Origin of the sequence: Nocardia donostiensis (genome assembly GCF_002081715.1) — a bacterium.
GTDB classification, from domain to species: domain Bacteria; phylum Actinomycetota; class Actinomycetes; order Mycobacteriales; family Mycobacteriaceae; genus Nocardia; species Nocardia donostiensis.
The window spans coordinates 110,201-132,853 of the sequence record NZ_MUKP01000010.1; the positions used below are offsets into that span (position 1 = coordinate 110,201).

The 22,653-nt window shown below is 63.4% G+C and carries 1 protein-coding gene (running past one end of the window); it reads right to left on the minus strand.

Annotated elements, in window-relative coordinates; genetic code table 11:
• Nucleotides 1-22,653, minus strand: the final stretch of a protein-coding gene (locus tag B0T44_RS28410; protein WP_081511841.1) for an MFS transporter. The gene runs 26,190 nt beyond the window's last position; 22,653 of the gene's 48,843 nt are visible here — the last part of the coding sequence; its start codon lies beyond the right edge, outside the window — the gene reads right to left on this strand; it ends in the stop codon at nt 1-3.

The following is a 22,653-nucleotide window of genomic DNA, read 5'->3' on the forward strand; positions in this document are numbered from 1 at the left end:
TTATTCCCGAGGATTTTGTATGACGCCCCGACCCCTTAAGGGGAAAGCCGACCAGATGCGGCCGTCCGTCCTGATGATCACGTTCACAGTCACGTCATCGCGCGCGCCGACCACATTCCAACGGCCATTCGATTGAAAAAGCGCCCGGTCCGGTGCCCGGGCTATGTCCACCAGGTACCGGACGACAGTCTCATCGTCCCAACGGGCGGGGAACTCCGTCTTCCCGGGAACACCGGCTCCGTGGCGATGGCCGCCGCCGCCTCCCCGCCCGTCCAGGATATATGTGAGGTAATAGTCCGGCAGCTGGATGCTGTCGATGGAGGGGCGCATCGAGTGGTGCACGGCCCCAGGAGCATCCCACGCGGAACCGCCGGGCGGCGCAACGAAGGGGGCAATCGGGAAGATCGAATTCCGGGAGACAACCCTGTCGATGGCCTCATGGAGATGGTCCAGCTCGGATGGTTCCAGACGGAAGGCGGAGAGGGCATTCAGGGCCTGCTCCCCAATCCCCGCGGAGGCGAACATGTCATTCAGTAGTTCCGCTACGGCAGCGGGACGTGCCTGCGGGGCCTGTGCGTATGCCTCGGAAATTCGGAAAGCACCATCAGCAGGCGCGGGGTGATCGGAATACAGCTCGAAATACGGGTGCACAATAGACGTACCAAGGTAGATGAACCGGGTCTCGTCGCCGGTGTAACCCGGTTCGACAACACCTTTCAATGCCAAGCGGATAGCGTCCCATTTTCTCGCATGTTCCGCTGAGGTGGCCGCCTCAGTATGCAGCCAACGGTGCAACTGGTCGGCGTAGAACCTGCTGGTCTGCCAGTCTCGCTCGGTCCAGGGCTCCCACTCGGCACTCCTGAGGCCCGCGGACCGCCCAAGTCGGCCGGACCAGCGAGCCAGCGCGGCACTCGTGATGAGGTCGATGATCCGAGTGGTGGTCAGTGAGACCTTCGAATAGTGGTAAACGGCGATCGGGTGCTCGTTACGGTTCGACGGGTCGGGTAGATCGGGGCCGACCGGTACGCGTTCGATGGTCGCCAGTGGCGCAGGCAACGGATCACCATACGGACGGAACTCGGTCTTCGGCAGTCCCGACGCGGGGTCGTATATATAGTTGCCCGAGTCGTCGACGACCTGAACTGTTCGACCATATACCCACGGTTCGAAGTAATGTGCCCACCGGTTGGCCTTGTTGCCCGTATACTCTCGCGCCGATATATACACTGTCGGAACGCCGAGCATGATCGGCATTTCCAACGTTCCGCTCTCCATTCCGATCTGTACCACATCGCGCTGGGTGGCCAGACGGTGGAAGAATAGCCATTGCTCGGCTCGGGAGAGGCTGCGGGGGACCCAGAATCTGGTGAGGGTTCGCACGTCGACGTCGTCCAGGGCCCCCGCCCGCTGCCATGTTTCGTGCAAGCCGGTCCGTCTTTCGAACAGATCATCCCCGATCAGCACGATCTCTCGATCAGGCTGGCGCTCGCGCAACGTTTCGATGATTTGGCGGATGTACTCCGGCCGGGTGTCCAGTTCGGGCCCACGAGTGCCGGACGGTCGCGAGTCGCGGATCCACAGCAGTGTGTACTTCTTGGGTCCTGATCCATCACCTTCGTGCACATTAAACAGTCGCTCCAACTCGGCTCCGGCACGTGCACTCCGGAACTCCGGCTGGCGTCCTTCGCCCAGCATGGCGGCGACCAGCGTGTCGCGAGCCTGTCGCGGGTTATCGCGGATACGACTCAAGGCGAACAGGTTGGCGCGCACCCACTGGGTTCTGCTGTAGGACGCGTCTCGCCCTTCCCCGCCGTGCACCAGCCGAATGCGGCGAGGATCTATTCCACAATCCTCGATGAGGCGGCGGCGTACATCCAGGGCCATGCGCAGCGGCTCGGAATGGATCTCGAGCAGACCTCGCACCAGATCGTGGCGTGAAACCTCCTGCGGAGGTTTACCGTACGTCCACCACCAAAAGGCCGCCGCGTTGGCTTCCGCGGCAGTCATCCCTTCTGGTCGTTCGCCCAGGTAGGCGAAATGCGATTGATGTGCGTTCAAGCGATGCGACTCGTAGGCACGCAGAGGTTGGAAGGCCAGATCGAGAGTCGTTTCCGGATCAAGGATGAGTGCGGCGGCATGAACAGACTCCTCACCCGTTTGATGGGAATAGAATCTCAGAGTTTTGTTGTCTACACCGGAAATAACGGTAGCTTCGTACCCCAACTTGTCCAGATCGCGGTGCAGTATTGCCAATTTATCCGGAACCGATATCTCATCATCATAGGTCAATAGCGTGAGATAAGCGTCCAAGCTGTGATCGTCGTAGACCTCCACCGCAAGCCGGTCCCATTGCTCCATGTACTCCGGGTCGGGTGCGATCGTCGATGGTTGGGCCGCGCCAGTGCCCTCGATGCGGCGCACGCCCGGAGGCGCCGGCGTTGCGGTCCCGGCGGTCTCCGCGCTCGGGGGCCTTGTAATAGCCTTACCCGCTTCGAGACCACCGAGAGCCATGGGTGCAGGGGAAGCCTCGGACCAGCGTCGTTGCTGCGGATCCCAGTGGCCATGCAACGGTTCCGGGCTCAGCAGTGGATCGAGGAAATTACGCGCCAAAGGCAACGCTTCGTGCAGCGTCCGGAACGGCAGCGCGTCAATTGTCTTGAGATGGTTGCCGAACCATTCGCCCCAGTTGGGATTGGGTAGTTCGAAACGGTCCGGAACGTGCAGTACTTCGCCTCGTTCGCGCCGGTATTCGAACTCCTGCCGAAGCATTTCATGCGTTTCCCTGCCGTCGACGGGGGTATGCAGTGCGAGCAACAGCACATCCGCCAGGTCTTGGGGACGATATGGCATTTCGCTGCCCGCCATTTTGCATGCGTAATGGCCCTCGCGTATCAGGAGGCAATCGTCGCAGCGGTTTTCCTGCGTGCGATACCCATACTTGTGCATACCGGAGATCTTGTGCGCCAGCATGTCCTGAATGGATATGATACGAAGGTTCGGCTCGGACCCCATTTCCTCGGTTCGGAGGATCTGGTACGGAAAGGGAACGATTTCCGGTTCGTGCCACAGTGGGATATCGCGCTCGACGTTGAGGTCGATTCCGACAACCATCACCTCCAGGTCGTCGATAAAAGCTCTGTGAAACAGACGTACGCCGTCATTGTCCAGACCGAGTTCGGACTCGAACTCGAATCGTAGGTGGTCGCCGTGGTCGCGCTGCAGGGCGGCCAGATAGTCGGCCGCCATTGCCTTTCTACCTACGCGAGAGAGCCGGACAAGATCGATATCCGAGCTCGGTCGGGCACCTGGGATGCGAGCAAGCATCGACTGCCCACCCTTCAACATCCAGTCATGTGGGTTTTGGGTGAAGATGCGCGAGAGGACGCGTTGGAGTACGAACTGTTGGATCTCCTCCAAAGGTCCTCGACCGCTGCTCGCACTGGCCGTTCGAGCCGCGTCCAGCAGATCGCTATAGAACGTGTCGCTCGTCGCTGGGCGATCGTCCCGCGAATCAGCGGGTTCGCTCGCTGGTGGTCGAACCTGCGCCGACTCGGCTGCCTGCTGCTGAGGGTCATCCCACAGTTGACTGTCGTTCGCGCCATTGTCGTGATGGTGGAACTGCAGGTGCGACGGTACAACGCGTCCTTTCGCCCTACGGCGGTAGGGTAAGTGGGGGTCGAGCGGGTTCGGGTCGACGTGGTGGAACAGTTCTACGCCAGGGGGCAGCGGATCGACCGGTCCTCCGCCCGCAGCGGGCGTGGTGAGTGGTGGTCCGACTTCTCGTGGCACCGAACCCGCGCCCCGACTCGATCCGCGTTCATCGCTGGACGTTGTCGGTGCCGTGGGCTGGTCGATGGTTTCCGGCTGCTCGCCTTGCCACTGCCCCCGCCCGGCGACGAAGGTGCCTATGCCGTCTTTGGAAACGACATATCCCTCGTCACGTAGCTGCCGATAAGCATTGCCTACGGAGGACCGGGACGGCATATCCGGATGTTCGGCGAGTTCACGTACCGGGGGCAACGGACGTCCCTCGGCCAACCGGCCGGAAATGATCGCCCGGCGCAGTCCGGATGCCACCGTTTCGCGGTAACCACTGTCCGTCCGCTCTGCGGCTTTCTGCCCCGGCGAGGTTGTCGTGAAGATCGACACCAGCTCTTCCACGGAGACCGGCGCACCGATAGCAAGCGGTGCGCTCGGCCACTGGTCCACGGGCGCGACCTTCGTGCCTGATCCCCGCTTCCCGACCAAATACTTTTCCTCCGACAGATACTGATACGCCTGGTTGACGACATCTCGTGTCGGGAGTGCGAGATGTTCGGCGAGTTCGCGAGCCGAGGGCAGCGGTGTCCCGGGGCCAACCGCTCCGGAGCGGACCGCTCTTCGGACAGCCTCTCGCACAGTCTGTGTCCAACCGACCTGCGCGGCTTCAGCGGCAAGCTCTTGTCGTGACCGTCCCCCGAGGAGGGTATCCAATAGTTGGTGCGGCTCCTGCGGCGACGCGGCCGGCCACTGATCGCGTGTGGTTATCCTGGTGCCTGCGCCGATGCCGGTGATCAGGTAGCCCTCGGCGCGCAGCTGGTCGTACGCCTTGCGTACGGCGATCTCCGACGACATTCCCAGCTGCTGGGCGAGTGTGATCGGCACCGGGAGCATCTGGCCCTCGAACAAGCTTCCCGATACGATCGCCGCCCGCAAGGCGGCAGCTATTGAGCGCCAACGGCTCCTGCGGTCGCCGGTGGCCAGCACGTCGGGTGCTGTCTCCCTGAATACTGCTATCAGCTTCTCGGAGGTGATCGGCACACTGGCTTCGTCGAGTATTTTGGCGAGTGATCGTACTGCGCGCCGGTGCAGTTGCTTGACAGCGTTCGTGTCGCGGCCGCCCTCCATTCGCTCGGCGATCTCGGCATGAGTCAACTTGTGCTGGTGCCGGAGCCAGAGACACTGTTCCTGATCGGGGTTGCCGAGCCGGTCGACGAGCCGCCGCAGCTTTTCGCGCTCCACCTCGCCCTGCTCGCCCGATGTCTCCGCGGCCACCGCGAATGCCGCCTCGACTTTGGCCAGCGCATCCGTGTCGGGAGGAGGCTTCAATGGTGCTGTTGATATCCCTTCGATGCCTTCCTCTAGCTCGGCTACCTCAGACGCGGGAACTCCTGCGACGGCGTGCGCGGCAAAGTATTCGAGCGCGCGGATCGTCGTCGGGCTATGCCTCATCTCCTCAGCTGTCCGCTCTTGCGACAGCTTCCGTACATGCCGGAGTACAAGACACCGATACTGGTCGAGGCTGTCTCGCTTCAGCGCGTCCAGGCGCCGCCGCAGATCTTGTCGCGAAACATTCGCAAGGTCTCGGCCGTACGGGCCGCTGCGCACGTTCTCCGGCAGGATCGCTCGAATATCCTGCCGGAAACGGGCGGTTTGCAGGTGCTCGCGGATCGTATTTCCGCAGACAATGGCCAGCGCCCGGCCGACATCGGCACCAGAGAGCCGATCGCCCGTGACCACGAAGGTTTCTTCGGTGATATCGTGCGCCAGCTGTAGCTGCTGTTTTTCGTCGAGCGTGAGTTCGCCGCGCTCGACCCTCGCCTGCACAGAGGCCAGGGCGCGTTGAAACACCTGCGGCTCGAAACGGTCTCGCAGTGTGTCGATCACAGGCTTCGTCCCCGCGTCGTCCGCAGCTCGGGTATCGCGGCTCGGAGGGGGTTTCTGGGGTTCGACCGCACGGTCCGGCTGACGCTTTGCCTCACCATCCGCCCAGTCAGCCGCTGCCGAGGCGCCGCCCGACCGTGTCACCGGCGCGAGCCTGGCATCCCCGGACGAGCCGATTTCCCGAGGCGGGCTCGTACTCGAGGCATAGGACTCGTGGATCCGTATCGTTTGCCCGGGGAAATGTTCTTCGAATGCGGCATCGATCAACCGCCGCACCAGCCGGAAGTCGGCACTGTCCTCTTCTGCGTTGCTGTAGCTGATATAGACAGCGACGAATCCATCGGAGTAGATGACGTATCGAATCTCGAATTCCGCGGTGAAGCCGTTACTCTCGACACGCTGGAGCGAGATATCCAGGCCCTCTTTCATATCGTCGTGCCATGCACCTCGGGCTTCGACCGCGTGCAGGACCAGGGAGGCAGCGGCACGACCGTCCGCCGTGGACCCGATCACCACGGACGTCGAGTCATGTTCCTGCGCTCCGACAGCGATCACCAGGCCCGAGACTTCGTCCGTCGGCCGGCCTCCATCCTCGAAATCCTCGCCTGAATGCAGGATGATCGCCCCGGTTGTCACCGGTGGAATCATGGTCTCGGAAGCAACTTCCACGGAGGTGCCTGCCTGCGGGTCGTTCGCTCGCTCAATGCCGTCTACGACGCTCGGCTTCTCGGCGGTGCCGTCTACGCGCGGCGGCGTCGAAACCGGGGCGGTGTGCTGGGCGGCTTCCGAATCCGTCGGCTGTGATTGCGCTGCGGGGCCTGCGTCGGTGGTGGGCGGTCGCAACGCCCATGTCTCCGGTGGACCGTCGCCGTAGCCGTACACCATCGCCTGGTCAGCGGGCGTCCAGCGCGCATTTCCGGCGCCGGGAGTACGGCCGAACAGCGCACGCGCATGCGGCGACCCGCCGGCAGAGCTGGACGCGGCGGCGGATCGGCTCGGCTGGTGACCATCCTGCCGCGCTGGGTGTGTGCTGTGCGCATGACCAACGGGCGCGGCTGTACCGGACTCGCGCGGAGGGCCTGCGATCAGGACGGCTGTGACATTGTCGTGTTCGCCTGCTTCGATGGCGTGCTGCACCATCGCCCGCGAAGCGCCGATCAGGCTGCCTTCGGCCTGTATCAGCTTCTGCCGGACAGAGTCGGCGATCTTCTGTTCGGTGCTGTCCGCACCCGGCTGGTCCTTGGAGTAGACCTTGACCGCGCCATCGGTGAACAGCGCGTAGATTCCTTTGCCGACCGGGACATGGGACTGGGGCTGCGCCTCCTGCCATTCCAGGTCCTTGCCCAGATAACGCAGGAACATCGAGGGGTTGAAACCGGGTGGCCGCACTTGCTCCACCGTCATTCCGCGTTTCCTCGCCAACTGTTCGAGGAACCAGTTGTCCTCGGTCAACCGGACCGCGGGCCCGCCGTCGAGCGGGATCCAATACGCCACCGGATCGCCGACCACCACGGTGAGCGTTTGGGTCGGAGTCACCAAGGCGAGCACCATGGCGCACGCCGGTGGGATCTCGGAGTCGGCATATTTCTCCGAGATCAGGTCGAGCACGGCACGCTGCGCGGCTTCGGCCGCCAGTTTCGCGGTGTGCGCCGCATCCGGCTGCCCGCCCGCCCGGACGCGGGCGGCCTCCTGCGGCAGTATCGCGGCGGCTGCCTTGGCCGCGACCTCCGCGGCCTCTTCACTTTTCGCCTGACTGGACAAGCCATCGGCGACCATCGACAACGTCCACTGCTCACTGCCGACAGAGGCCGTGGTGAGCGTGAAGAAGTCCTCGTTCACGCTGTGTTGCCGGTCGGGCTGCCCACCCCGGTCTGTCACACCCGCGGCAGAGAGCACATCGACTTCGTGGTGGTCTCGCCATCTGGGTGAACCGAGAGACAACCATGGGCGCTGCGGATCGACGTCGTGGTCGGCCAGACCGTTCAGGGCGCGGCCGCGGAACGCGGCCTTGTCGGTGTCTTCCGGAGTGGACGGCAGCGCGTCGAACAGCGGCCACGACCGAAGCTCGCTGAAACTTTGCTGTCCCGCCGGATCGGCACCGAGGGCCACTCCCTCCATCACCTGATACGTCATGGCCGGGACAGACCACAAAAAGGCGCCGGTGTTCTGCTCCCGATATCGACGCAGCCACGGAACGATACGGTGCGCATCCGCGAGCTCGTCAACATAGATGACGATGCTGTCGCTTCTCCAACAAAGCGGCCCGGAAATCTTTGCGCTTTCCACGCCGGGGTAGCGATCCGGCTGATCGACGATCTGGTGCACGATATCGCGCATCATGCTGGTTGCCGCGTCCGGACTCGGGTGTATATAGACGCGGAAGCCGTGCCGTCCCTTTTCCACGCCTGACCGGTAGTAACGAACATTGAAGACCAATTCTGAGATACCCGCCCACTGATGGACGTTGTCGGGACGCATCTCGTCTATCACGTTCGGGGTATTCACGATGGCAAAGCGGTTCCCGGCAGGTCGATCAACGAGGATTTCACCGAGTGCGTTGATATGGGAACGGCTGTCGGCGACCGCATCCGGCTCTGCTGGGTCGGATGCGACTTGGCGTCGATAGACGTCATGAGCGGTTGTGATGGATGCGCGGCCCGCAAAGAGCTGATCGGTGAATTCCTGCAGATTTTCGTGAGAAAGGTCCGGGGGATTGACTCCGTTCAACTGGTGCGACAATGTTTCCAATGCGACGAGGATGTCGAATTGCTCATCCGCACCCAACTCTCGTCGGAGTTCCTCGAGTTTTCTAGGCTGGTCGAAGATCGCCGGGAACCGCGCCAACACATTATCGATGATCTTCGAATTGTGCTCGGATACGATCGCTTCCGAGGACACCGCCGGTCGAGCCTCGGGTACTTCGGCACGCTCCGTACTCAATGCGTCCGCGAGAGCACGGACCCGGTCGTCGGCTGTTCGGTAACGTTCGGCGGCTACCAGCGCCACCCGTTCCTGCTCAGCGGCGTCGACGGCGAGCGGCTTGATCAATCTGGTTGCGTACTCGGCGCCGCGCAACGCGTCCCACCACTCCGCGGCAGCATGGAAGTGGTGCACCAGCAACCGAAGCCGATCCGGCGAAACCTCGGATCCGGCGTGAGCGACCAGGTCGTTCAACTCGTCGAGACGTCTCACCATGGCGGTCAACCGTTGGTAGCGCTGGTCATCGGCCGCTGTGTCCTGCTGTGCCACCCCGGCGGCGTCACGTTCGGCAGCAACCGTGTCTCGTTCCGCGGCGAGCTGTTCGCGCACCGATGCCAGCCGCCCAGGGTCGACAGCTCCCAGCAGAGTCGCGACCGCTGGATCGCTACCAGGCTCTTGTTCTCGTGAGGTTCGACCCGCTTCACGGTGCGCAGGTGCGGACGGAGCGTCGCCCCCGGCTTGTTTTTCAGCGTCGACCCGCCCGCTGACTTCGATGACCGTCGAGTCCGTGAACCCGGGAATCATCCGATGCATGGCGTCGAAATGTATTTCCCCGTAGGCAGCGAGGACCGCTCGTCCAGCGTCGATCTGCTCTTGAATTTTGTTCGCAGCAACGTACTCTCTGCGGGATTGGCATGCCGCGGCGACACGCTGCACACCGGACTGCGTAGAGCTGTGGCCCATATCGGTGGTTTCCCGCAGCAGCCAGTCCTCATCTTCTTTCCGGAACGATCGCGGGGATTCGAATCCCATACCGATGTAATGGCGCTGCATCAGCCGGAAGAATTCGGCGCGCGGATCCACACCGTCGGGCAGTATGCCCCGGTACATATCGATGGCTTCTTGCAGATGACTGTCGATATCTATGTTGGCGCCGGCCCGCAATCCCTGAGGGATATACCGCAGGACGTAGTACAGGAAAACAAATTCACGATCATTTTCGCCGACAAGGAAGTCGACTTGCTCTGCAAGATCCTCTTCCAGCGACATCACTTCCACACCGAATTCTCGGGCTGCATAGGCAAGGAGCGCCATCTCCCCGCGTGGACCGGAGAACGACGCCTCCGCCGTTTCCAGCGGCTCCGGAACCCGCCCTTCGACCCCGATGACGCGATCCCGCCCGCCTGCTGCTGCGAGCCACTCGTACACGAACCCTGTCAAGGCAACGGAATCCGGATGCGACGGATCACTACGGTGGACCGTACCGATGAAAACATTGCCGTCAGCGACGGCGGCTCGGTGCGGAGGAGCGTCCTCCGCACCCGGCCCCGTCACCCGAGCCTGCCGCACCCCGGCCCTCTCATCGGTGCCTGTTTCCCCATCGGCGCCGGCGGCTGCACGGCCACCTGGCTCCGGCCCTTTCCGTTCGGCCTGCTCGATGCCGTCCAGAAGGCCTGTCGACTCGGCGTACGGCAAAATATCGGTATCGCTGTTCAGGATATTCCCGATGGCTTCACGGAGGAATAGCTCCCGGTGCTTGAACACTTTCTCGACCAACCAGTCACCGGCTTCTCCGGTCGCACCCTTTTCCTCGACCACCTTCAGGAACTCGGACCAGAGAGTGACAGCGAGTATGTCGTTCCAAATATACGAATAGTACAAGGAAGCGTAGGGCAGAACGGCTGAATGACCGAAAGTCTGGATAGGGCTGTAATCGAAAAGACTCGGAGCAGTGAGGCCGTTCCGGACCAGTACAGCGTCCTCGAGGCTCTTCATTCCCGCCGCATCCGAGGGAATCTCGTCGGGAGTGCGGCTATGCCAGGCCAGATCTTGAAGACAGAGTACCAATTGTTCGGCCTGGAATCGCGCATTGCGCTTCGACATTCGCCTTTGGAGGCTTTCGATCATCTCCGCGGGCATCGGCAAGCCGGTTTTGTAGCTGAATGCGTACTTCTCCAGGAAGAGCGACGCGAAGTTCTCCGCCAATTTCCCGACCGACTCGACGTATGTGCGCGGTGCGCGACGGAACGGCGCCACCTGCACACCATCCCCCCGGATGTAATGGACTGCGTGCCCGAATTCATGAAACAGGCTTTCGAGTCCAGACATCCCGAGGAGGCATAGTTCACCGTCGCTCTTCGGCTTACTCAAGTTGAGGTGCACCATGGCCACCGGGACGCGACCCAGCGAGGGAATTTTGGGGAACAACTCGGTGGTATAGTTTCCACCCATTTTTCCTGGTCGCGCAAATGGATCGAAGTAAACGAAGCCAACTGTTTTCCCCGCGTCACCACTATCGGTGACCTCGTATCCCCGGATATCGGGGTGCGGGGTCGGTACGTCGGGACGCTCGGTGAACTTCAGGCGGAAGAGGCGCTCGTATTGTTCGAATACCCCTTTTACCAGTACCTGCTCCAGCGCCAGATGCTCCGCTTCATACTTGTGATCGACTCCCTGGGCCTGTTCCGCATGGAGACGGCTGCCGCGGTACACGTCCCAGGCTTCGGCGCGATCTTTACCGAGCGCCGCAGCCGCTTCACGCAATTCGATGTCGAACTTGGCGGCCACGTAAGGCGCCAGTTTCCGCAGAACCGCTGCCCCTGTTTCCGGATCGACAGGTTCTTGTTCACCTATGAACTTCGCATAGTTGGCATGACCCAAGATCGCAGCTTTTTCACCTCGAGCTTTCAGCATCTGCGCGGAGATCAAGGTGTTGTCGTACTCACCGCTTCGGCACAGATCTATCGAAGCCTGCTTGACCCTTTTCCGCATGCCCTCGTTCTTCAGAAGCCACAAGGCGCCCTGACCACTGCTGGTCATGTAATTATCGAGCTTCAGCAGATAACCGCCTTCAGGATCCCGGGTGATTCTCGCGCTGTCGAGTGAGATACCGTCCAATTCCTCTTCCGTCGCTGGAAGGGCGGCCGCCTCCACCGCAGCGGACTTGTTCTTCTGAAAACGAGTCGACAGCACATTCAATCTGTTGTCTATCTCGGTGAGCTTTTCCCGGTCCTCGGCCCCGAGACCGAATCCGGCCGCCCGACAATCCCGATACTCCAACTCCAGTATCTCGCGTATCTCGCGACTCAGGTTCAGAGCCGGGTCATTACGCTGAAGATACATATCCCTGATCCAGGCGCCGAGCACTTCGTGTGTTCGCACCTCGAAACGAGCTTCGGACACGATCTCCGATAACTCGGTCCAAGCTTCTTGGATCCCAGGGTATTCTCGCGGAAGCGCATTTTTCAGGCAGAGCACCGTCTGCTCCACCGGAAGAACCTCGGACCCTGCTCTGCGGTACCTGTCGAAGATTTCGTGGAAAGTGTACGAGCCGGAATCTTCGATCATCTCGACCACTTCGGCGATATCGTTCCTCCACTGCTCGACCGCACGCTGTGCGGCCGGAACGATAGCCTCCACCGTGATCAGGTCGAGGCGCGGCGAGCCTGCGGGCCCCTGCCGATCGAGCAGCGGATTCGACCGGCCCTGTTCCTCCTCCGGTCGTACCGTTTCCGGCGTCCCTTGGTTCGCTGGGCTCTTCTGCTCGGCGCCTGCTTGTGCCCGAACGACAGGCGGCTGCGCATCGGATTGTTTCTTCCCCCCATCCCACTCACGGCCGTTCTTGTCATGGTGGAAGCCCTGCGCCATATCGAGGTCGGGCCTGCCCGCGGGTGTGGTGTGTCGTCTGCGGACGGGAAGGTCCAGCACTTCGGGGTGCACGCCCTCATGGAAGGCGAGCGCACCCGCGGCTGGCCCGGTTCCGCCCGCCGGGCGGTGGCCCTCCGCTCTGCCGGGCGCCGGGCTGCCGTCGTCCGGGAGTGCGGGGTCGGTGGGCTGCGGTTCTTCGGCCACTGGTGTGACGGCTGGAAGCAACTCGCCTGCGAGCGCTTCCGCCAACTTCACGACGGCGCGTCGCCTCAGTTGATTGATCGAGTTCGTATTCTTGCCGAGCGCTACCGCGATCTCCTTCGGCGTACTGCCGTCGACGAATCGCAGTTCGAGATAACGTCGCTCGTCTTCATTGAACCGGTCCGCGTCCAGACCGCGGACGAACTCCGAGAACCCGGTGGGATCGTTGCGCTGAGCCGTTTCGATCCGCTCGGTGGCTTCAGCAGGGGTAGGCGGCTTGGACCCGGTGATCTCTTCGGCCAGATGACGGACCGCTTGCTTGTACAGCTGGGCGAGACCGGCTTCGGTGCGACCCGACTCGGCCAGCGCCGACACCATCTCCTCACGGGACTTCTCCTGCACGATCCGCAGCTGGATGCACTGCTGCTCGCTGGCCGACAGCCGCGCCATCGCACGCCGGAACGCGCCGGGATCGTCGTGCCATGTCGCCTTGACCACTTCCAATGCCCAACCCCCCACGGTGGACACCGCGCCGGTGGTCAGCGCCTGGGCCACCTTCGGAACCAGCCGGTCCTGCAGCGCGCCTGCCGCGGACTCGGTAATCCCCATCTCGCGCGCTATCTCGGGGTTGGACATCGGCGGATCGGACAGGAACCGCAGCCGAATGAACTCCCGATGCCGCGGCGAGAAAGCTCGTGTTGCCAGCCGCACGACATCGGGCGGTGTGTTGCGAACCAATTCCAGATCGGCACCACCGGTGGCAGGCAGCTTCGCGTTCCCATCCGGCGTTTCCATCGAGCCGAGTCCGGCAGTGAGCAACTTCGCAGCGCGTGCCACTGCGCGCCGTTGCAAGCTGTCGGCTGCCCGAACGGTGATACCAAGCGCGGTGGCGATCTCGGCAGTCGAGCCCGGTGGCTGCTGCATGTAACCCAGCACGAGGCATGTCCACTGCCGAGGGGTGAACGAATTCCGATATGGCAACAGCGCCCCAGCATCGTCTCCCAATGCCCGACCGACAGTCTCCGACGCCTGGGCATGAGTAATCCGCTCGACACCGGCCAGGCGGTCGATCAGCTGTCGCATCATGACACCGCGCAGCTGTCGGACCCGTTTCCGGCTCTTCCCTGTCGCAGCCGATACTTCGTCGAGCGTCTGGCCGGACAGAAGCCACAGCGCACCGACCTGTTTCAGCGCTGGAGACAGTTCCGCGACAAGTTCCCGTACCTGGTCATAACGTGCGGTCTCCCCCAGTTCCACCGGCGGGGTCCATTGCTCGGCAGGTAGGTCGGCGGCATTCGCGACGAACCAGGCGCCCACATCCTGTCCCTCGACCAGCTGGTGGAGACCGGCCACCGCACGGCGCATGACGACAGTGGTGATCTGTTCGGCCAGATCTCGGCGGCCGACCTCGGACAGCACATGTCGGAACACCCGGTGGGCATAGCGCTCGCCCAACCGGTCCATGGCCTCGATATCACCGGCTCGGGCCGCGTACACCCACTCCCATACCGGTGTGTCCGCATGCCGCTCGACGAGGTCCGGGTCGAGCTTGCTCGCAAGCACACGCGCGACCTGATACGTCGCGTGGGCAACACGCACAGGCTCGCCTGTACCCCCGCCCTGGACGAAGAACAGTTCGAATTGCTCCCGCTGGGTCTCGGTGAGACCGGGCAGGTGCGGTGACAAGACTTCCGGGTGGAGCGCCTGGAGCTTCTCGATCAGCGCCACCGCCGAACTGTCGGTCAACAACACTCCACCGGACAACAACCGCGACAAATCCAAGGCAACGCGATGCTGGTGGAAGCGCAACGCTCCCTCGCTGCGGCCCAAGATGCCTGCTACTTCGCGGATCGACAGTTTCCTCAGGAACAACAGTTCAGCGACTTCCTGATCCGCCGCACGCAGGTTGGGGATGCACCGTGCCACATCGTGGGGGTGAGCCGCCCGCACCTCCTGCAATTCCTGTCCGCGCTGCTGGTAGTGCGAGGGACCCTTATCGGCTACGACCGGAACGGGCAACGGTGCGGTCTCGTCCACGGCGATACCTTCGGCTGCCACCACTCCTGGGCGAACCGTATGCCACCCCAAGCGGTCTGCCGCCGCCCGTATCCGCTGCGCGACCTCAGGCCCGGCGCCGCTGCCGTCGGCCAACACCCTCTTCACAGTCGATATGTCCACCCCCGCTTCTCGGGCCACATCCGCACGCGTCACATGCCGCAATACTCCGGGACGTCCGAACTGTTCTCGTAGCTCGTTCGGCAGCTGCTCGGTCAGCAGGTGCGCGATTTCACGCAGGCGGCGTCTCGCTATTTTGGGACTGACACCTTCTTCTTCCGCAAACGCGGTCATGGCCGCGCCCTGCACGAAGAACCGATCGAACCTTTCCCGCTGTGCCGCGGTCAAATCCGGCAGGTGTGGCCGCAGCCACTCGGGGCGAAGACGTTGCACCGCCTCGATGAATATCGACGTCGCAATATCGTCTTTGTCCCGCAACCGCTTCACATCGGTGACGAGACGACGCCGCTCGGCAGCCACATCGTCTTCGGCACGGCCCAGTTCCGCTGCCACGTCGGTTACCGAAGACAGCCGCAAGAACAACAATTCCGCCAGTTCCCGGTCGGCCGCGGGGAGCCAATCGATGCATCGTGCCAGCTGGTTGCGGCGTATTCGTCGCCACTGCTGGGACATCGGCGTTCGACGCCGCTGCTGGGACCTCGGCGGATGCGCCGTCTCGGGGATGGCGTCCGGGATGGGCCCGGACAAACCGCTGACAACATCGCGGACAGCACTGTGCAGTTGTCGTGTCGCCCAGTCTTCGCTGTCTCCCATAACGGTGGCGATTTCGCGCACCGTCTGCCCCAGGAACCAGCGAATGAATCTCTCCCGTTGCCAGGGATGCAGGTTTCCGACGAGTCTCGCCACATCATCCGGCCGCGCGTCCTTGGCGGCTCGCAGCCTGGGCACCAGCGCGTGGAGTGCTCTCGTCTGCATCACGTGCTCGCCGCCAGCGGACAACGCGGTGGCGAGATCCGAACCCCTGGCCTCGAGTGCCGCGGGCAAAAGCTCAGCTCGGGGCCGGAACAACTCGGCACGTAGCCGCTCATGTGCCTCATCGACCAGCTCCCGCACCGCGTTTTGCTCCATACCGAGCCGGGCGGCTGCTTCCTCCTCGGACACTCCGTCGAGGTCCACCCATGCCAGCACCTCACGCAACCGATCCGGCAACGCGGTGAACGCGCGCCCCATCTCGGATTCTCGCCATTGGATTTCCGTCGACAGGTCGGCTGCTTGCGGGCCGCCGAGCTGCATCCGGTCCAGCGCCTCTAGGTCTTCGACAAGTGCGGGTGCGGCGCCTCGGTAGAAGCCCGCTACCGCGTTGCGCACGGTAGCGCCCAGGTACGGGCGGAGATTCTCGGTCGGTCCGCCACCACGGCGCAGAGTTGCGAGCAGGCCGGTGAACGCCATGGCGACGATGTCATCCACATCCGTGGCCGGACGACCACGGGTCTCTGCTATGACCACCCGGCGCGCGTAGTCGACATAACGCTGATACAAGGTCTCGTACGCCGTTTCGTCGCCCGCCCGAACCGCTTCCAGCAATGCGGAATCGTCCTCCGTGGGCTGAGTTTCCGCCGACAAGGACGCCTCGTGTGGCGACCGCCGCGCCCGTGTTTCGTCTTCGGCTTGCGGTTCGGACTGCTTGCCCGGGTAGCGCTCACCGTCCGCCCAAGCGTCCGGTGTCAGCCGATCGTCATGGGCGAAGATGATCACATGGTCGGAGATCGGGCGCCGACGTCCAGCCCCCCGCGGCCGAACCAACCCGGGGGAGCCGTCGAATGCCACAGTGTCCGGCGGCAGGCCCGACGATGAATCGCCGCCGAGCGGAGCCGAGGGCAGCGAACGAGAGATGCCATGCCCGTCGTTGCGGGGCGCATCCTCGACGACCAGGTCGCCGCCGCCCTGCGCCACCGTTTGATCGGCGGACGTTGCAGTGGACTGCGGCCCGGCCTCACCGTCCGGATCGGCAGCAGGGGCATGCCGCTCGATCTGGGCCAACCGTTCCAGGACGACGCGGTGCATCTGTTCGAGACCGAGACGGCGGAACTCCGGTTCTGCCTGGACGATTCGCTGTCGGATCTCTTGTATCCGCGACTTCGCGACCTCGTGGTCGAGCCAGGTTTCGGAACCGTCGGTATTTCGGCGTACGAAATGCTCGGACAGCTGCGGAACGGAGTCGGATGCCGACGGCGCGGTGGCACGGTGGTCGGTACCGAGCACTTCTCCCGTATCGCTGACCTGCCAGGCCGGGGAGTGCGCGGGCGCGGCGATCACGGCTTCGAACATGCCGAGCCTCTTACCGCTCGATGAGTGGAAATACGCATCCCAGGCGCCCGGGTCCAGGATGCGAGTCTCCGGGGTCCCCCGGTGGTCTCGCCGGTAGTAGCTCCGCGCCGAAGCTCGATAGAACTCCGAAGGCTCGACGCCGAAGGCGGCCGCGATCAAGGATTCGGCCTCTGCTGCGTCGACCTGGCCCGGGTCGGCCACCTCGACGAGAACATGGTCTGCTTCGCGCGAAGACGACTGCACCGACATGCCCGGTGCCGCGGATGAGCCGGTCTGGGCGAGTAGGGCTGCGTCCTCGATTTCCTCGGCAAATGAGCGAACGTCGACCATAGCGTCCACTCGAGCATCGCTCGGACGCCAGTACCTGCGAGGGCTCTCGTCGGAAGCCGAGTAGTCCGGCTCGAATGGCTGCTGCGAGATGTACCCGGCACGATCCACTCGAATGTGCCGGTAACTGATGTCGATACGGTCGACGTCGACCCCGTTGTGACGCAGCTCGGCAGGATGGAGCCGGATCCTGTTTTCCGGCAGCCCGGGCAGTACCGGCTCCGGGGAGGTGATGACTATCCGGGGTCGTCCGTCACCTGCTGCCGCGATGAACCCGGACCCTCCATCGAACAAGACCGCGCCCTCGGCCACGAGCACGTCCCGGGCAGCCACCACCGCCGCCGCTTCGAGAATGTTCACGCAGCGCTGTTGCGCGGTGTCGAGGTGTTCGAGCATCACCCGAACCCGCCGTACGAGTGCGACGGCCTGCGGCGACCGGCCTCCCTCCTGGGTAGCCAGCGTGGATAGTGCTTGTTCGATCTGTGCCGGTTCCATTCCAGCGGAATCTATTCCGGCTTCTCGACACCACCGAGTGATATCAACGCGAATATCATCCACACGTGCGAAAGCTGCGTCGATCTGTTGCTGCGCGCTCCCGCGTACTCGACCCGGTGGTGTCGCCGGATCAAGATGCCACTGCTTCCAACTGCGCCCGTACAACTTCTCGTTTTCGGAGCGGATCAGAGCTTCGTCGGATGCGGGCAGCGCTTTCGACTTCGCCGCGTCCACTGCTGTGGATTTGATCGGTGCAACCGGTTCGGCCGTACCGTCGTTACGCGGGACGGTGCCGTTTTTCAAGGCTGAGACGACTTTGCGTCCCAGCTTTTTCACCGACTTCGCACGCCATCCGTGAAACCGATTGGCGAGCACATGGCTGGGATTGGTTGAACTGCCACGCTTGTTCGGAGCGACGATTCGATAGCCGCCTTGCCCATCCGGCGCCGCGTACAGAGTCGCGCGAATACCGCCGATCTCGATTTCCAAAGATTCCGGGCTCCGGGATGGCGGATCGAATCGGTACTCGACTGGCTTGATTTCGCCGGTGACAACCTTGCGTACGACCTCCTCCGGGCCGAATGGCTCGGTCACAGCATTAGTGTCGGCCAAACGACGTCCCAGTTTCACCAAGCTCGCGTTGTCGTCGAGCGGCTGGCTGCGCTGCCAAAGTTCCATGGCTGATTCTTTATAGAACGGGCTCAGCCGGGGGAGGAACCGACCGAGCGTTCCCAGCGGCTTCAGCCATTCGGGCAAGCCGACGGATTTGTTCAGTAGATCGTTTGCACTGTAGGTGAGATACGCGTCGAGCAGCGCGGCAGCGAGCTCATTCTGACTCGGGTTTGCGAGATGGACAGGCGCTTCGGGGTCCTGCACGTATACCGCGCCGTCTCGCGAAACCTCCGCCGCCACATTGATGATCCGGTAATGCCGTGCCGCGGCGGCTGTTACTGCCTGCCCGAATTCCGGCCGCGCGACAACCAGGTCCGCCAGCGCGGCCTTGTATCGATGCTCTATCGCCGTCACAATCAACTGGTCTGGCGCGGTTCCTGTGCTCGGAACGTGGATTACATGTGCGCTGACCTGCCTGCCGCCGGGGTACTTCGGAAGTAGCTTTTTCAGCGCCCGCCGCGAAGCCTGGTCGTCGAGACCAGCCAGTTTTCGACGATATTCGGCGTAGGCGCTGTATATCTGGAGAAGTAGTTCATTGCGCCGCAGCAATTCGGTGCGTTGCGTTTCACAGCGTTCGAGCAGCCGGCCGAGGTCGGCCAACGGGTGCTGCCTGCTCAGTCGCTTGCTCAGGATATCCAGCGGGACATCGAAGAGCGCCGCCGGTTCGACCCGCAGCTCCTCGGCCAACAACATCCACTCGCGGGCCACCTCCATGAGGTATTTTTCGGCTCGCTTCTGCACGTTCGGGTCGTTGCTGAGTTCTTCCCAGCTGTGTCCGAGCTGGACCTTCGCATGGTTCCACTCGTAATAAAGGCGCGACACCGCTCGCTGGGCCTTGCCGAGATCACCGATATCTGGGCGTGCAGCCGGCTCGACGCTGGCCTCGAGTCGCTCAGCTGGCCGGGGAACCGAAACGTATTCGACCCGGTACCTGTCCCCGACCCGAACAGTCTCCCCTTCCAATCCGACCTCGACCTCTCGCCACTGTGCCTGTAGTCGGCCCAAGGCTCGCTGATGCTCACCTTCGACAGCGACCACCACCAGCGATCGGTCCGGGAATCGCACGATGTCGTGGCCTTCGATTCGCTCACCATCCGGTCGTGTCCGCAATATTTCGGCCACAATCGGGGCACAAGCCCGCGCATCGGCATTGTCGTTGTGTTGCGCTGCTGCGGCCATCGCCTCGTGGTAGCGCCGCACTATCCCCGGCAGCCCCGCCAACACCGCTTCCCGCCGCACAATGTCAGCGCGACGCATTCCTAGTATTTGGTGGTGCCCCAACCGAAGCTCGAGGGGAGCCTGCTCCAGGCCCGCTGGGTCGACACCCAGTTCGGCGGCCAATGCGGCTCGATCAGCGGCTACCGCTGACTTCTGCCCGGCGATGACGTCACCCCAAGTGCGCTCGGGCCAGGTAGCGGCGACACCGGTGTCCCCCAGCCCGAGCGCTAGAACGACCTCACCCAGATCCCGCTGCGCTTTTCGTAGTTGATCACCGACGGACCCGGTCGGCTGCTCGCCCTGCTCATGGTGGTCTCGCGCCTCGAAGGGCGTGTTCGACTCATCCGAGGTTTCCGGGCTTTCCTCAGGAGCACCACGCAAGAGCTGGCGGGGAATGCTCTCACCTCGAATGCCGGTCGGTAGCTCGCCCTCGGCGAGAGGGAGCTTCGGGACCCCCTTCTCCGATTCGATCCCGAAGACACCCTCGGCGTCCCTCGCCTGCTGCGCCGCCCATGCCCGGGCGGCGGCCTCCCCGGCGTGCATTCGCTTCTGACCGTTGACCCGCTCATGCACCACGACCATGCCCAGGTCCAGGTCCCAGGTGACGGTGGCCAGATGCGCGCCGCGTTCGTGGCGGTAATCGATGCCGACTGTCACGGTCGCGGGTGTGCCGCGGTCGTGCATGGCGATGACATGGTCGATGGGTTCGGAAGTGCTTCGGTAGCCCTGGCTACGCCAATTGCCGCGCAGCTGTAGCGCGACATCGATGGGATTGTCACCTTCCAGAGAGAATTCTCGCGGCTGGTCCGTCTGCTCCAGCGGCTGGTCACCCCGAGCGCGACGATTGGCGGCTTCCGTCGTATCGACCGCGTACGGGGCGCAATCGCCTACCAGCCGAACCGGCCGAGTAGTATCGGGCCGCCGGTGTCCAGCTACCGCACCACCACCGACCGGGGCGACTACCGCCGCGGGCGGCTGCGTTATCCCCTCGCGCAGCACCCGCTCGATTCGATCGATCTCCACCGAACACGTCTGCACCGTGACGGCGGTGTCGAGCAGACTGTGGTACCGGGCGAGCCGAACGGCCATCTCGCGTTCCGCATCCGCCAGTCGCGGCAGTGAGTTCGCCAACCATTCCGGTGTCAGGTCAGCGGCCTGGGCCAGCCCGAATCCCCGGTGCCGAGCCGGTTCGAGGATATCCATCATGCGACGCTGCTGGGACTCGACACTGTCCCGCAGCGCCTGGACGAGATCGGTGTCTGCCCTACTGATATCCATCGGTATCCCGGTCAGCGCGGCTGCATCGAACATCTCGTTCCGGGCTCGCTTGCGGCGGTACCGGAGTCGTTCTGCCTCACCGATCAGGTACTCGAAACGACGCAACCGCTCTTCCATACGGTTGGTTTCCGACATCCAACGCTGGTATTCCACGCCCAGCGCGAGCAGTTCACCCGCTGCGTCGCGTCGGAGTACCTCGGTAGGCTCCGTCGCTGCCTGTTCGGCCAGCGAGCGCAACCCGTCCAGATCGTGGGGTGCAGACAGCAACGTGAATTCGTCGCCGGGGAATTCCGTCACATACCTCGTGCGGCGCTCATCGAAACGTGCCCGAGCAACAGCTGTGCGCGAATACCACTGACGCAGCGCGGCCTGGGTCGCCTCGACCCCATGCACCCACTGCCGTGTCGTCTCGATATCGGCACCGGACTGCCGCGATTGTTCTCGCAGCCGGGCGAGCTGTGTTTCCGCGTACTCCGCACGTTTCGCCAGTTCACCGCCCACGGTGATGCGCGAACCGGAGTTCGGGACCCCGGCATCCTGGATCGCCCGGTCGAGTTCGTTGCCGAGGTCACGCAGCTGGCGGTCACGCGTCTCGACCTGGTCCATCCATTGCAGCAGCACCCGGTACTCGTCGGCGCGGGCGACCAGTGTGCGCCTTTCGGATTTGTCGGAACTCGTCTGCAACGCCTGCAGCGTCATGGCGTTCAGATCACGTAGCTGTTCCATCGTCCGTGGCCCCAGCCGTGGCTGAGTCACGGAGCCGGGGTGATAGCCGTATCGCTCAGGATCAGCGATCGCGCCACCGTGCACGTGCCGCAACTTCGCGGGCAGCGGCCTGGTGGCGCTGAGATCCCGAATTTTCTCGGCGGCGGCAGCGATTCGAGCAGCCTGCTGGGTCAGCCGATGGACATCATCGACTGACCCAGCACCCTGCTCGACCCGCGATTTCGCGTCGTAGAGTGCGTCTTCCAACGCGTCGACAGTTGCGCACCAGTCCTGCAACCGCCGCAGTTCGCCTACTGCTTTCAACGTCTCGTAGTGGGTGTTGAACTGCGCCAGCGCCGAGATCAGTTCCGCCAATTCCTCGCTTATCGGCACCGACGGCGATAGCGGGACCCGAGCCCGCAGATCCGCACGCTCCTGTTCGACCCGGACATCGTCGAGCAGATCGTCCGGCGGGATACCCAGCAGCTCAGCAAACCGGCGACGTGCCGCGACAAGTTCGCTCGCCGCCGTGTCCAGCTTCGGACCCGGGTTCAACAGGTCGTCGACCGTCAGGCCATCCGGGAGACTGTGCGTCAGCTGATATCGGAGTCTTCGCTCTTCGATGCGTGCGTCACGGCGCAGGTCGACCAGCGACTCCGGCAGTGCCACGACCGCCTGGACGGGTGCCTCCTCGGTGCCGTTTCGACCGACCAGTTGCCGCAGGAAACGTCCCGCCCGCCCCGGCTTCCGGTGGGCGTGTGCGGACAGGTCATCACCGCCGAAAGCGTTCCACGTTGCCTCGCCGGCCGGATCCGGCCGCACACCCCGTCCCGGCTGATAAGAGGCTGGACCCGATGTCGCTGCGGGCGTGGTCCGCGGTTTCGGTTCGACAGCAGCCGACTCACCATCAGGTGGTGCGGCCGGGGATTCGGGGAGATCCTCACGATCGAAGTACAGCGCCAGATTTGCGCGGCTTTCGACGGCGACGTCCAGCTGGCTGCCGGTCAGCTCCAGCGTCAGTGTTCCGTCACCACCGGCCAGCAGACCGGCGGTGCGCTCCATGACGGTGGTGAACACTGTGGTCGTTTGCCGCTCGGACCAGTTGTGCAACAGATGGGGGATCAATTGCAGCGCACGTTGGCCACGCGCAGGCCGATCACGACGTAACTGGGTCCGCACCGCCACGGTTCCATCAGATATATC